This is a genomic window from Amaricoccus macauensis, assembly GCF_014201905.1.
Lineage (GTDB): Bacteria > Pseudomonadota > Alphaproteobacteria > Rhodobacterales > Rhodobacteraceae > Amaricoccus > Amaricoccus macauensis.
Map to the genome: position 1 here is coordinate 808,628 of NZ_JACHFM010000002.1, position 13,644 is coordinate 822,271.

The following is a 13,644-nucleotide window of genomic DNA, read 5'->3' on the forward strand; positions in this document are numbered from 1 at the left end:
AGCCATGCGTCAACTTCTTGTCACCGCCGCCTTCATCGGCGCCGCGCTCCCGGCATCGGCCTATTCGGTCTACGTCAGCAATGAGCGCGGGAACTCAATCAGCATTCTCGACAGTGAAACGCTCGAAGTGACCGACACCATCGACGTCGGTCAGCGGCCCCGGGGCATCAACATCAGTCCCGACGGCAAGCGGCTCTACATCCTCACCTCCGACGACGATCACGTGGAGGTGCTCGACACCGAGACGAAGACGATCACGACAACGCTGCCCTCCGGCCCTGACCCGGAGCTCGGGGTCCTGCATCCCTCCGGCAATCCGCTCTACGTCGCGAACGAGGACGACAATCTCGTCACCGCGATCGACGTGGACAAGGGCACCGTGCTCGCCGAGATCCCGGTAGGCGTCGAGCCGGAGGGTATGGGGATCAGCCCGGACGGCAAGGTGCTGGTGAACACCTCCGAGACCACCAACATGGCGCACTTCATCGACACATCGACCCACCAGATCTTCGCGAACGTGCTCGTCGACCAGCGCCCGCGCTTCGCGCAGTTCACCAACGACGGCAAGTATCTCTATGTTTCCGCGGAGATCGGCGGCACGGTTACCGTGATCGACCCGGCCAATCAGGAAGTCCTGAAACGGATTGAATTCGCAGTCCCGGGCATTCCGCAGGAAGCGATCCAGCCGGTCGGTATCCGCATCACGCAGGACGACTCGAAGGTCTATGTGGCTCTCGGGCCGTCGAACCGGGTAGCTGTGATCGACGGCAAGACCTGGGAGGTGAAGGACTATCTTCTCGTCGGACAGCGGGTCTGGCAGCTCGCCTTCACCCCGGACGAGAAGTATCTCTTCACCACCAATGGCATCTCGAATGACATCTCCGTCATCGACGTGGCCAGCGACAAGGTCATCAAGTCTGTGCAGGTGGGCCAGCAACCGTGGGGCGTTGCGGTCTCGCCGAACTGAAGACGGCAAGTTGCCCAAGGGAGAACTACCATGAAGACACTTCTGATGAGCGTCGCCGCTGCGACGCTCCTTGCCACCGGGGTCGCCGCGTGGGCCGACGACGATGACGATGCCGCTCCGGCGGCCGCGGCGGCCCCGGCCGCGCAGGCATTTGGTGCCCGTACCCTTGAAATCGGCGCCGCCGGCCTCATGGAACGCTCGAACCGCACCGATCTCGATCCGGTCAAGCTGACTGCCGGGGCGATGCAGAGCGCCGGGGAGTACAAGCTCCTCTCGGGCGGCTACTACCGCATCGTGATCGCGTCGGACGGCACAGCGGAACTGGCGATCGAAGGGCCGGGACTGTTCCGCAACGTCTGGATCAACGAGGTCGTCATCAACGATCTGGAGGTCCGGCCGCTCGGCCTTGATTCGATCGAGTTCGACGACGCGGGTGAGGTGGAGCTGTCCTTCGTGGCGATCACCCCCGGTACCTATGAACTGAGGCTTCGTGGTGCGAGTGGCGACACCCAGAAGGCGAAATTCACCATCGAATGAGGCCATCCCCCTTGGGCGCGACCCGTGTCCGCCGGGGAGGGACTTTAGTGTGATTGCGCAGGGTGGCCACGACCGGGGACAACGGTCGGGCCACCCAACAACCAGGAGGGAGACGAGAATGGCCGTTGCGATCCATCCATCCGTCGACGGGGGCGTGAAGCCTGGCCGCGCTGACATGGCAGGGGGCACGCTCCACTGCCATTGCGCCAGCGACAAGGTCGAGGTCACGCTTGCCTCGAACACGGCGCACAATCACGTCTGCGGCTGCAGCCTGTGCTGGAAGCCCGAAGGCGCCCCGTTCTCGGTCGTCGCCGTCGTGCCGCGCGACAAGCTCTCGGTCACCGCGAACGAGGGCAAGCTGAAGATCGTCGACGAGTCGAAGACGATCCAGCGTTACGCCTGTGCCGATTGCGGCGTCCACATGTACGGGCGCATCGAGAGCAAGGAGCATCCGTTCTACGGGCTCGATTTCGTTCACACCGAGCTGTCCGACGACAGCGGCTGGTCGGCGCCGGGCTTTGCGGCGTTCGTTTCGTCGATCATCGAGCAGGGCACGCCTCCGTCGAAGATGGACGGCATCCGTGCCCGGCTGACCGAGCTCACGCTCGAACCCTATGACTGCCTTTCGCCGCCGCTGATGGACGCGATCGCCACACATGTGGCAAAGTCCAAGGGCACGTACCGCGAGGCCTGAGACCTTGGGGGCGGGGTGCCCGCTTCGGATGCGCCCCGCTCCGGGCCCGGACACCCCGAGTGCCCGGGCCGCGCCCGCCTCGACTCCTCCCCCGGGGCGGGCGCCCTTCCGGCCGCAGGAGTGTGGGTTCAGTCGGGTTGCCGTGGGACCGGGCAGGCAAGATCCCCTTCAGGGCAAACGAGATACCCCTTGAGCGTCGCCAGACGATCCTCGGTCATCGCTTGCCGGCAGGCGAAGAGGATCATCGGGTAGATGCTGCCGGTCTCGACGCCCTTCGCCGCAAAACCGCACTCCGCGTCCCGAAAGGCGACCCACGCGCGCTCGGCCGCCCTCAGCTTCCCGAGCCCGGCGGGGTCGTCGGCGAGTCGCGCGACGACGTCTCCATAGGTCCGGTTCAGGTCGGCGTCTGCGGCATCGAAGGCCCGGGCGGCGCAGTCGTTCATCTCAAGCTGCGTTGCGAGCGTCGTGCAGTCCTCGGCTGATGCAGCGCCAGCAAGGCCGGCGATGCAGAGCAATCCGGCGAGAAGCGCCCGCATCAGAGCCCCCGGGCCTTGGCGGCATCCCAGAGTGCATCCATCTCCGCGAGCGTCGCGTCCGCAGGCTTGCGGCCCTCGGCGGCGAGGGCCGCCTCGATGGCCTCGAAGCGCCTGGTGAACTTGGCGTTCGCCGCCCGGAGTGCGGCCTCGGGGTCAACGCCGAGGTGGCGACCGAGATTTGCCATGACGAACATCAGGTCGCCGTATTCCTCTACGAGCTTGTCCGACGACCCGCTGTCGCGCGCCTCGACCAGTTCGGCGGTCTCCTCGGTGATCTTGTCGATGACCTCGCCGGTGTTCGGCCAGTCGAAGCCGACCCGCGCCGCGCGATTCTGCAACTTCACCGCCCGGGTGAGCGCCGGCAGGCCGGTGGCGACGCCCGCGAGGACGCCGGTCTCGGCGGGCTTGCCTGCGCGTTCGGCTGCCTTGATCGCCTCCCACGCGACGGTCTGCTCCTCCGGCGTCCGGTCGCGGTTCTCGTCGCCGAAGACGTGCGGATGGCGGCGAACCATCTTGTCGGCGATGCCGCGCGCCACGTCGGCAAAGTCGAAGTGGCCGGCTTCTTCCGCCATCCGGGCGTGGAACACCGCCTGAAAGAGCAGGTCCCCGAGTTCGGCGCGAAGCTCGGCCATGTCGCCCTTCTCGATGGCGTCGGCGACCTCGTACGCCTCCTCGATGGTGTAGGGCGCGATCGACGCGAAGTCCTGCACCACGTCCCACGGGCAGCCGCGCTCAGGGTCGCGAAGCCGCGCCATGATGGCGATGAGGCGCCGCATTTCGGTCTCGGCGGTGGCGTCGGAGTGGGGCATGTCGTCCATGCGGCGGACCCTAGCGGCTGGGCCGGATGGCGCCAAGGGGAGAGAGCGTGAGCGGCATCGCAGGCGCAACGAGGGTGCGCCCCGGCCGGATCTCGGATTCCCATTCGGGGAGCGCTCAGCGCTTGCGCGCGATCAGCCCCTTCGACGGATCGTAGGCCCAGATCGACGCGCCGAGGAACAGCACGGTGCAGCCGACGACGACGGCGAGCGAGTTCCAGTTCACCTGAAGATAAAGCGCGAAGCGGATGAGTTCGACCGAGTGGGTGAAGGGGTTGGCGCGGGCGATGTTGGCCAGAAGCACGCTCGACTCCTGCAACCGCCAGATCGGATAGAGCGCCGACGAGGCGAAGAACATCGGGAAGATGACGAAGTTCATCACGCCGGCGAAGTTCTCGAGCTGGCGGATCGCCGACGAGAGGAACAGCCCGAGCGAGCCCAGCATCATTCCCGAGAGCAGCAGCGCGGGCAGGACGGTCACGTAGCCCCAGAGCGGTGGTTCGATCCCCCAGAACCACGCGATCAGCAGGAAGGCGTAGACCTGCAGGATCGAGACGAAGACGCCCGCAAGCAGCTTCGCGGTGAGCACGTACCAGCGGGGGAATGGGCTCACGAGCAGGGTGCGCATCGCGCCGGTCTCGCGGTCGTAGACCATCGAGAGCGAGGATTGCAGGCCGTTGAAAAGCTGGATCATCGCGACGAGCCCCGGGGTCACGTAGACCTCGTAGAGCACGTAGGTCTGGTAGGGCGCGGTGATCGAGATGCCGAGGACGGCGCGAAAGCCGGCCGCGAAGATGAAGAGCCAGACGAGCGGGCGTACCAGCGCGGAAAGGAAGCGCTCGCGCTGGCGCAGGAAGCGCAGCGCCTCGCGCCAGACGATGCCGTGGAACGCACGCGCCCGGCCGCGCCAGCTGAGATCGGTCAGGCTCATGGCAGCGCCTCGCGTTCGAGGCCGGTCATCTGGAGGAAGCGTTCGGCGAGCCCGTCGGAGCCCGCGATCTCCGCGGCGGTGCCGCTGGCGAGCACCCGGCCCCGGTGCAGGATGACGACGAGATCCTCCGGCTCGATCTCGTCGAAAAGGTGTGTCGCCCAGAGGATGCCGACCCCCTCGCGCTGCGCCAGATCGCGCACCGATCGGCCGACCTCGCGGCGCGAGCGCACGTCGAGCCCGGCAGTCGCCTCGTCGAGCAGGATGAGCTTCGGGCGGTGCAGGAGCGCGCGGGCAATCTCGGCCCGGCGCTGCTGGCCACCCGAGAGTTCGGCGACGCGCTTTCCCATGCGATCCGAAAGGCCGACCGCCGCAACGGTATCACGCGCCCGCTCGCGGGCGACGCGGGGCGGCAGGCCGTGGAGCGCGGCATGATAGGCGAGGTTCTGGGCGATCGAGAGATCCGCGTCGAGGGCGCGGCTCTGGAAGACGACGCCGAGCTCGGCAAGTGCTGGCCCCGGCGTCCGGCGCAGGTCGTGGCCGCAGACCGCGATCTTGCCCGAAACGTTGTCGTAGAGCCGTGTCACGAGCGAGAACAGCGTGGTCTTGCCTGCGCCGTTCACCCCGAGCAGCGCCACGAAGCGCCCGGCGGGTACGGTGAGACTGACGCCGTCGAGCGCCTTCAGCTTGCCGAACGCGTGGCTCACCTGGTCGACGTTGAGAGCGTCGGTCATCATTCCTCCCGAGGGCGCGCGCGCGACTATCGGCCGGCACCGACGGGATGGCAACCAGACCTCCGTCGCATGATGGCGGGACCGCCACGGATCATCCGACGACCGGAGCGGGCGTCACCCCGTCTGCGGCAGGGAGCCTTCCGCCCGTGGCCGGCGCGCCTGCTCCCCCATGGGCGGTTGAGGAGGGATTTGTCGCCTGCCAGCCCCCGGTCTGGCGTCACCGTCACGACTGCCCTCACTCCGCCAGCTCGATCCACGTGGGCGCATGGTCGCTCGCTTCCGGGCGCCCGCGCACGTCGCGGTCAACGCCGGCGGCGGTGAGGCGGGGCAGGGCGGCCGGGCTCACCAGGAGGTGGTCGAGCCGCATGCCCGCATCGCGCGGCCAGCGGTTCCGGCGGTAGTCCCAGAAGGTGTAGATCGTCGCATCCGAGTGCAGGTGGCGCAGCGCGTCCGTCCAGCCGTCACCGAGAATCCGGGCGTAAGCCGCGCGCGGTGCGGGCTGCACCAGCGCGTTGTCATCATAGGAGCGCGTCGGATAGACGTCGCGGGGCTCCGGCACCACGTTCCAGTCGCCGGCGAGGACCGCCGGCACGCCCGCGCCGAGCAACTCCCGCCCGTGCGCCCGCATGCGGTCGAGCCACGAGAGCTTGTAGTCGAACTTCGGCCCCGGCTGCGGGTTGCCGTTCGGCGCGTAAAGCGAGGCGATGAGCACGCCCCGCACCGCCGCCTCGATATAGCGGCTCTGGTTGTCGCCATCGTCACCGGGGAGGGCATCAAGGGTCAGGATCGGCTCAGCGTCGCGCGCAAGGATCGCCACACCGTTCCACGTCCGCTCGCCCCGCCAGACCGCGCCGTAACCTGCGTCCGCGAGGGCAGCGGCGGGGAAGGCGGCATCCGTCGCCTTCAGTTCCTGGAGGCATGCAACGTCGGGGCGCGTCGCCTCGAGCCAGTCGAGCAGGTTCGGCAGGCGGCGCACCACGTTGTTGATGTTGAAGGTGGCGATCCGCATCGAACCGCTCAGGGCAGCGTACTGACCCAGGCACGCACCCGGGATGCGGTGCTCGCCAGATGCTCGGCCGCCGTCAGGCCGCTCACCGACTTGCGCGGACGCAGGTCGTGGTCGCCGTCATCGAGCCAGAAGACTTCGATCGAGGGCGACAGCGCGTACTCCGCCACTTCCTCGCGTGTGCCAAAGGGATCGCGCGTGCCCTGACAGATGAGCGCCGGCGCCGCGAGTCGTTCGAGGTGCGCGGTGCGCAGCGTCTCGGGCTTGCCGGGGGGATGGAACGGATAGCCAAGGCAGAGCAGGCCCGCCGCGCGGCCCTCGGCGTGGAGATCATCGACCGCCATGCTCGCCACCCTGCCGCCCATGGACTTGCCGCCGATGACGAGCGGTCCGGTGGCGTCGAGGGCCGCCACCACGGCGCGATAGGCCGGCACGAGGCTGTCGGCGCGCGGCGGCGGCTTCACCCCGCCACCATCGCGCCGGGCCGCCATGTAGGCGAATTCGAAGCGCGCCACCCTGAGACCCGTCGCGGCCAGCGCGCGCGCCAATGCCGTCATGGCGGCCGAATCCATCGGCGCACCGGCACCGTGGGCGAGGAGCACCGTCGCGGGCGCATCCTCCGGGCCATCGAAAAGGAACATGACCAACCTACCCCGTCGTTCCGCGCGCCGTCGCGAGGGCCACATAGCTCAGGCCCCGTTCCGCCGCGTGTGCCCACTCTGAATCGGCGTCGAGGGTCAGGTAGCGCTGCCACATCACCGCAGCAGCGGGCAGATCCCCGGCATCGAACTCGAGTGCGGCGAGATTGTAGACCGCATCCGCGTAGCCGGGGTCTATCACAAGTGCGCGCGTCAGGTGCTGGCGCGCCGCATCAGTGCGGCCCCGGTCGCGCGCGAGGTTCGCGAGATTGAACCAGGCCTCGACGAACGCCGGGTCGAGATTGAGGGCACGGGCATAGTCGGCTTCCGCCTCCGCGGCACGGCCGATCCGCGCGAGACAGTTGGCGCGGTTGAAGGCCGCGACCGCGTCGGCCGGGTCGGCGGCCAGCACGCGGGCATAGAGCATGGCGGCACCCGCGAGATTGCCGGCGGCCTCGGCGACCTCGGCCTCGTCGAAGCTCGCGTCGTCGTCTTCACCCGGCGCGTCGAGCCCGAGCAGCAACTGGCCGTCGAGCTCCGCGAGGCGGCCGCCGTGCTCCGCGTAGACGAGCCCGTCATCGACCCGGAGCGCCGCCGCGGTGAGCGAAGTCGCCGGTCCGACCCGATGCACCGAGCGCACGATCGCACCCCAGCCGGCGCCGGAGGCCATCAGCCCGGCATACTTGCGCGCGAGGATCAGGTCGCGGAAGGCGAAAGGTGCGGCATCCCGCCAGAACCCGTCGAAGAGCGCGAGGGCCGCGAAGCTGGTGGCCGAGAGCCCCGATTGCTCCACCATCGCCTCGCGCGAGAGCACGCCCGGATCGGCGGGTTCGGTCCCGGTGAGGCGCCGCAGGAGCCCGGCTTCGCTCAGCAGCACCCGCCCGGGCGCCTCTGCGGCCGCGATCCGGGCAGCGATGGCGGTTCCGGTTTCGCGGGCGAGGAGCCGTCGTCCGAAGACGACGACGGTCGTGCCCCGCGTGACGCTGCGGTGGAAGCGGCCGCCGCGCGTGGCGATCTCGCGCGCCACCTGCCGGCGCGACAGCCCGCTGAGCGCGCCGACGAGCCCGACGCTCGCGTCGCGAAAGGCAGGGCCGCGCACGTCCGGGGTCATCCCTTGGCCTTGGCCGGGCTCCTGCGGGTGCCCGAGGCGGCGCGCTTTGGCTTCTCCGCCGGTGCGGAGTCCGCCTCCGGGGCAGCGGGTTTGCTCTTGCTCGCCGCCGCTGGCTTCGACTGCCCGAGGCTCGCCTTCAGCGCGTCCATCAGGTTCACCACGTTGCCGCGTTCCGGTGCTTCGGCGATGATCGGCTTGTGGCCCTTCAGCTTCTCCTTGATCATCGCCATGAGCGCCTGCTCGTAGCGATCTTCATACTGCTTCGGGTCGAACTCCGTGGTCTTCTGCTTGATGAGCGCCTCGGCCAGCCCGAGCATTTCGGGGTCCGGCGCCGCGTCGGGGATCGAGTCGAAATAGGCCGACGTCGCGCGCACCTCGTTCGGCGCCCGGAGCGTGCAGACGAACATCCCCTTCTCCAGCGCGCCGATCGTCACCACCCGCTCGCGGCTGGAGAGGACCAGCCGGGCGATCGCGACCTTCTTCGCCTCGCGCATCGCCTCGCGCAGCACGATGAAGGTCTCCTCCGCCATCGCGCCATCGGGCGCGAGATAGTAGGGCGCGTCCTGATAGATCACGTCCACCTCGGCCGCATCGACGAAGGCCTCGATGTTCAGGGTATGGTTTGACTCGAGCTTGACCGCCTCAAGATCGTCATCGTCGATGATGATGTACTTCTTGTCCTCGTACTCGTAGCCCTTGACGAGATCCGCGCGGTCGACAAGGCCGAGTTCCGGGTCCACCGGTTTCATGTTTATCCGGTTGTGAGTCGTCTTGTGCAACTGGTTGAAGCGCACCCTCTCGCTTGAACTCGTCGCCGGATAGAGCCGCACCGGGCAGCTCACCAGGCTCAGTTTCAGGTATCCCTTCCAGCTCGCTCTCGGGGCCATGCTCGGCCTCCCCTTGTGGTTCCGGCATCAACGCGTTGCGGTGCCGGAAGCTCCCCCGCGTGATCTGCGATGGTGGCCCAGGCATCGCCTGACGCGGCCACGAGCGCCGGAAGAGAAGAATAGTTCAGATCGGCCGGATCGTCGATCGCTTCGAGATTTCCCCAGGACAAGGGCGCCGATGCCGGCAGATTGTTGCGCGCACGCAACGAATACGGCGCCACGGCGGTGGCGCTGCGGGCATTGCGGTGGAAGTCGATGAAGATGCGCCGCTTGCGGTTCGAGGCGCCCATGGTGGTGGTGAAGGTGTCGGGCGCGGTCGCGGCGATCGCCGTGGCGATCTCGCCAGTGGCCGCGTGCACCGACTTCCAGTCGAGGCGCCGCGTCACCGGCACGACGACGTGAACCCCCTTGCCGCCCGTGGTCTTGGCAAAGCCCGTGAGCCCGAGCCTGCCGAGTTCGTCCCGCACATGGACCGCCGCCTCGACCACCTCGCGCCAGGCAATGCCCTCGCCCGGGTCGAGGTCGAAGACCACCCGGTCCGGGTGTTCGAGGTCGGCAACCTCCGCCCCCCACGCATGGAACTCGACGACCCCGAACTGCGCCAGCGCCAGATAGCCCCGCGCCGTGGCGATGGTCAGATACCTCCGGTCCGTCTCGTCGCTGACGCGCGTCTCGAAGCTCTCGACGCCCTCCGGCATCCCGACGAACGCATGCCGCTGGAAGAAGCAGTCCTCGGGCTTGCCGGTCGGGCAGCGCACCAGGCTGACGGGCCGGCCAAAGACATGCGGCAGCAGGAAGTCCCCGATCGCCGCGTAGTAGACCGCGACGTCGAGCTTGGTGGGGCCGGAGCGCCCGAAGAGCCGCCGGGTCGGATTCGTCACCCAGACGGCGGCGAGATCGGCCTCCGTCACCAGCCGGGCGCGCGGCGCCGGAGCGTCAGCGGAGACCGCCGCCTCGCGCAGCCCCACGAAGACGCCATGACGCACCGATCCGTCGGAGGTGAGATTCGAGTACTGGATCCGCGCGGTCAGGACCGGGCGCACCGGGCGTACGTCCCGGGGTGCGCCTGGAAGCGAGAGCCCCGGATCCTCGAGCGGTCGCAGACGTGCAAGCAGATCGGCGAGGGTCTTCGCATCGAAGCCGGTGCCGACCTTGCCGCGATAGGCGAGGTCGCCCTCCACCCATTCGCCGAGCGCCAGCGCCCCAAGCCCGTCCGCCTTCTCCGAGAGGGTATAGCCCGCGATGACGAAGTCTCCCGAGAGCTTCGCCTTTACCTTCAGCCAGCTCTTCGATCGCCCCGACTGGTAGGGCGCGCTGGCGCGCTTCGAGACGACGCCCTCGAGCCCCATCTGGGAGACGCTCTCGTAGAACGCCGGCCCACCGCCCCGGACATGCTCGCTGAGCTGGATCGCCGAGCGCGCGCCCCCGCCGTCGAGAAGCTGCGCAAGCAGCGCCTTGCGGCGGTCGAGCGGCACGGCCGTCAGATCCCAGCCATCGAGGCGCAGCAGGTCGAAGGCGAAATAGACGAGTTCGGTTTTCGCCCCGCGCGACAGCGCTTCCTGCAGCAGCGTGAAGCGGCTGATGCCGGCGCCGTCCTGCACGACGATCTCACCGTCCAGGATCGCCTCGCGGCAGGGAAGCGCGGCGATGGCTGCGCCGAGATCGCCATAGCGATGCGTCCAGTCGAGCCCGCTGCGGGTGACGAGCCGGGCAGAGCCGGCATCGAGAAAGGCAAGCGTGCGGTAGCCGTCGAGCTTGATCTCGTGCAGCCAGTCCTCGCCACCTGGCGGCGCCGGGGCAGCGGTCGCGAGCTGCGGCGCCGGGGCGACCGGGCCGGTCCCCTTGACCGCCCCCGGCAGCCGCCCGGGCTGGAGCCGTTTCCGCGCGGCGCCGGCCGGCTCCCGCGCGGGCGGCGCAAGCTCCTCGATCCGGCGGCCGGACTTCACGCTCTCTGGCCGCTCGGTGAGAATGTCGCCGTCCGGCTCCGCCGAGGGATCGCGCTCCTTGAAGAGCAGCCAGTTCGTCTTCTTCTCGCCCGGCCTTGGCTTCAGACGTGCGAGCATCCAGCCGCCGGTCAGCTTTTTGCCCGCGAGGCGGAACTTGAAGGCGCCCTTCGCCAGATCGGCCTCCGGGTCGCCCATCGGCGCCCATGTGCCGGTGTCCCAGACGATCATCTGGCCGCCGCCGTACTCCCCCGCCGGGATCACCCCCTCGAAGTCGATGTACTCGACCGGATGGTCCTCGGTCTCGACAGCGAGGCGCTTCTCCCTGGGGTCGAGCGACGGGCCTTTCGGCACCGCCCAGCTCTTCAGCACCCCGCCGAGTTCGAGGCGCAGGTCGTAGTGCTCATGCGAGGCATGGTGCTTGTGGACGACGAACCGGTTGCCGTCCGCCCCGGCGAGATGCCCCGACGGTTCGTCCGTGCGCTGAAAGTCCCGCTTCGCGCGGTAGTCCTCGAGCGGCTGCTTCGCCATGCCGGGAAGGGTAGGGCGCGGGCCCCGGTTCGGCAATCACCCCGCCGGGTCAGCCGTCACGGCCCTGCTTCGCAAGCCACGGCAGCATGGCGGAGAAGTCCTGACCCCGGCCGCCGCCGGCCACGAAGGCGTCGTAGAGCTCGGCGGCATGGGTCCCGAGGGGCGTGGCCGCGTCGCTGGCGGCGGCGGCCTCGCGCGCGAGGCCGAGGTCTTTCAGCATCAGCTCGGCGGCAAAGCCCGGACGATAGTCGCGATCTGCCGGCGACTCCGGCCCCACGCCCGGCACCGGGCAGTAGGTGGTGACCGACCAGCACTGACCCGAGGAGGTCGAGATCACCTCGTAGAGCGCTGCCGCATCGAGCCCGAGCTTGCCCGCGAGCGCGAACGCCTCGCAGACGCCGATCATCGAAATGCCGAGCACCATGTTGTTGCAGATCTTCGCGGCCTGCCCGGCGCCCGGTCCGCCGCAGTGGACCGAGCGCGCGCCCATCACCTCGAAGAGCGGCACCGCCCGGGCGAACCCCGCCTCCGATCCGCCGGCCATGAAGGTGAGCGTCCCGGCGGATGCACCACCGGTGCCCCCGGAGACCGGCGCGTCCACCGGCTCGAGACCGGCACTGGTCGCGGCGGTCGCGGCGTCGCGGGCTGACGCCACATCGACGGTCGAGCAGTCGAGCATCAGCGTGCCCGGCGCCGCGGCGGGCACGATTTCCGCGTAGACCGAGCCAAGAATGGCGCCGCTCGGCAGCATGGTGATGACCGCCTCGCGGCCAGTCGCCGCCTCGGCCGCCGAGGCGGCCTTCGCCACGCCCTCGACCGCCGCGCCCGACACGTCGAAACCGGTGACCCGGTGCCCCGCCGCCGCGAGGTTCCGCGCCATGGGCGCCCCCATGTTGCCGAGCCCGATGAATCCGATTTCCATGCCCTTGCCTCCCGTCAGTGCTTCGGCCGCCGCCTGGCCCCAGTACGCGGATGTCAGTACGCGGCTCTCAGTGCTCCGGCAGCACCAGCTCGTCCTCGCCGAGCGGCGCCAGCATCGCCGCCACATCATCCGGCCGCACCCCGTCGAGATCATCACGCCAGGTCGGATTGCGGTCCTTGTCGATCACCTGTGCCCGGATACCTTCCAGCAGATCGCCGCTTTCCGACGCGCGCCAGCTGAAGCGGAACTCCCGGCGAAGCGCCGGCCCGATGCCGGGACAGCGCCGGGCGGCGCGCACCAGCGTCAGCGTCGATGCCATGGAGAGCGGCGAGTTGCGGCGCAGCGCCTTCAGCACCTCGTGCCCCCAGTCGCTCGCCTCCAACCGCGCGACGATGCTCGCGAGATCCGCCGCCTCGAAGGCATCGTCAATCGCCTCCTGCCGCGCGGCGAGTGGCGCCTCGGGTGCGGCATGCTCCGGGATGCGGCCCACATCCCCGGTCCGGATCAGATCAGCCTTGAGATCCCCCCAGTCCGCCCCGGGGACAAAACGATCAGCAAAGCCCGCGTGGATCGCGTCGCCGGGGCTCATGCGCGCCGACGTGAGGCCGAGGTACTCGCCGAGATGCCCGGGTGCGCGCGAAAGCAGATGCGTGCCGCCCACATCGGGAATGAGCCCGATGCCGCACTCGGGCATGGCGACCTGCGTGGTCTCGCAGACGATGCGGTGACTGCCATGCCCGGAGACGCCGACGCCGCCTCCCATGGTGAAGCCGTGCATGAATGCCACGTAGGGCTTGGGATACCCCGCGATCCGCGCGTTCATGCGGTACTCGTCCGCCCAGAACCGCCGGCCACTCCCGAAGTCACCGGCCCGCCCGGCGCGCCAGGTCTCGACGATGTCGCCCCCGGCGCAGAACGCCCGCTCTCCCTCGCCGTCGATCATCACCAGATCGACGCCCGCGTCAGCTTCCCAGGCGTCAAGCGCCCCCGCGATCTCGTTCGCCATGGCGTGGGTGAGTGCGTTCAGCGCCCGCGGCCGGTTGAGCGTGATCCGCCCCGCGCGTCCCTCGACCCGGATCGAGATGTCTCCCACGGCAGCCTCCCTCGCGCGCGTCCTCGGAGCCGTCATCTTCCCGTGAGTCGGGGCGGGGTCAAGGGCGGCGAAGCCGGGGCCGCTGGCGGCCCTTCACCCTTGACGCCGACGCGACTCACACCGCCAGACTGGAGGAGGCGACTTGATGAAGCAGCCGCTTCATCAAGCGCTTCCCCGGCAAAGTCCGCCGGTCCGCGCTCCCCGCGACGACCCGATCGTGGGGCGGCGCGGAATCCCGCGGGCCCTCGCAGCGCGGCGCGGTCGCGACGCTTGCCGCAGGCGGCACGTTGACGCGCCGCCTC

The 13,644-nt window shown here is 69.2% G+C and carries 14 protein-coding genes; 3 read left to right on the top strand and 11 right to left on the bottom strand.

Translation table 11 applies throughout. The features are described 5' to 3' along the window. Nucleotides 1-4: 4 nt before the first annotated feature. The 3 genes from HNP73_RS11360 (at nucleotide 5) to gfa (ending at nucleotide 2,198) form a co-directional block, all read left to right on the top strand. Nucleotides 5-967: a YVTN family beta-propeller repeat protein gene (locus HNP73_RS11360; RefSeq protein ID WP_184149072.1), complete on the top strand. Its 963-nt coding sequence runs from the start codon at nucleotides 5-7 to the stop codon at nucleotides 965-967. 30 nt (nucleotides 968-997) lie between these two features. Further along, entirely contained in the window at nucleotides 998-1,504 is a 507-nt protein-coding gene (locus HNP73_RS11365; RefSeq protein ID WP_184149075.1) for a hypothetical protein, read from the top strand. 118 nt (nucleotides 1,505-1,622) lie between these two features. Further along, nucleotides 1,623-2,198, top strand: coding sequence for an S-(hydroxymethyl)glutathione synthase (gene gfa, locus HNP73_RS11370; RefSeq protein ID WP_184149078.1), 576 nt, complete (start codon nucleotides 1,623-1,625; stop codon nucleotides 2,196-2,198). A 128-nt stretch (nucleotides 2,199-2,326) separates the two neighbouring features. Here gfa and HNP73_RS11375 read toward each other — a convergent pair whose 3' ends face one another. The 11 genes from HNP73_RS11375 to HNP73_RS11425 all read right to left on the bottom strand — a co-directional run bounded on the left by HNP73_RS11375 (nucleotide 2,327) and on the right by HNP73_RS11425 (nucleotide 13,342). Further along, nucleotides 2,327-2,734: a lysozyme inhibitor LprI family protein gene (locus tag HNP73_RS11375; RefSeq protein WP_184149081.1), complete on the bottom strand. Its 408-nt coding sequence runs from the start codon at nucleotides 2,732-2,734 to the stop codon at nucleotides 2,327-2,329. Further along, complete coding sequence (gene mazG, locus HNP73_RS11380; protein ID WP_184149084.1) at nucleotides 2,734-3,552, bottom strand: nucleoside triphosphate pyrophosphohydrolase; 819 nt, start codon at nucleotides 3,550-3,552, stop codon at nucleotides 2,734-2,736. Before mazG ends, HNP73_RS11375 begins: the two co-directional genes overlap by 1 nt. Nucleotides 3,553-3,667: 115 nt before the next feature. Further along, nucleotides 3,668-4,480, bottom strand: coding sequence for an ABC transporter permease (locus tag HNP73_RS11385; RefSeq protein WP_184149087.1), 813 nt, complete (start codon nucleotides 4,478-4,480; stop codon nucleotides 3,668-3,670). Further along, nucleotides 4,477-5,211: an ABC transporter ATP-binding protein gene (locus HNP73_RS11390; RefSeq protein WP_184149090.1), complete on the bottom strand. Its 735-nt coding sequence runs from the start codon at nucleotides 5,209-5,211 to the stop codon at nucleotides 4,477-4,479. Before HNP73_RS11390 ends, HNP73_RS11385 begins: the two co-directional genes overlap by 4 nt. Before the next feature lie 235 nt (nucleotides 5,212-5,446). Then, nucleotides 5,447-6,220: an exodeoxyribonuclease III gene (locus HNP73_RS11395; RefSeq protein ID WP_184149093.1), complete on the bottom strand. Its 774-nt coding sequence runs from the start codon at nucleotides 6,218-6,220 to the stop codon at nucleotides 5,447-5,449. 8 nt (nucleotides 6,221-6,228) lie between these two features. After that, the gene (locus HNP73_RS11400) at nucleotides 6,229-6,858 is read right to left on the bottom strand and encodes an alpha/beta family hydrolase (protein ID WP_184149096.1); all 630 of its coding nucleotides are present in this window, start codon (nucleotides 6,856-6,858) and stop codon (nucleotides 6,229-6,231) included. Nucleotides 6,859-6,865: 7 nt separating this feature from the next. Beyond that, nucleotides 6,866-7,954, bottom strand: a complete 1,089-nt coding sequence (locus HNP73_RS11405; RefSeq protein ID WP_343063267.1) for a tetratricopeptide repeat protein — start codon at nucleotides 7,952-7,954, stop codon at nucleotides 6,866-6,868. 8 nt (nucleotides 7,955-7,962) lie between these two features. Then, complete coding sequence (gene ku / locus HNP73_RS11410; RefSeq protein ID WP_184149101.1) at nucleotides 7,963-8,853, bottom strand: non-homologous end joining protein Ku; 891 nt, start codon at nucleotides 8,851-8,853, stop codon at nucleotides 7,963-7,965. Beyond that, nucleotides 8,820-11,327: a DNA ligase D gene (gene ligD, locus HNP73_RS11415; RefSeq protein ID WP_184149104.1), complete on the bottom strand. Its 2,508-nt coding sequence runs from the start codon at nucleotides 11,325-11,327 to the stop codon at nucleotides 8,820-8,822. Before ligD ends, ku begins: the two co-directional genes overlap by 34 nt. Nucleotides 11,328-11,376: 49 nt before the next feature. Continuing rightward, entirely contained in the window at nucleotides 11,377-12,249 is an 873-nt protein-coding gene (mmsB, locus tag HNP73_RS11420; protein WP_184149107.1) for a 3-hydroxyisobutyrate dehydrogenase, read from the bottom strand. Between the two features lie 67 nt (nucleotides 12,250-12,316). Continuing rightward, nucleotides 12,317-13,342, bottom strand: a complete 1,026-nt coding sequence (locus HNP73_RS11425) for a 3-hydroxyisobutyryl-CoA hydrolase (RefSeq protein ID WP_184149110.1) — start codon at nucleotides 13,340-13,342, stop codon at nucleotides 12,317-12,319. Nucleotides 13,343-13,644: the final 302 nt, after the last annotated feature.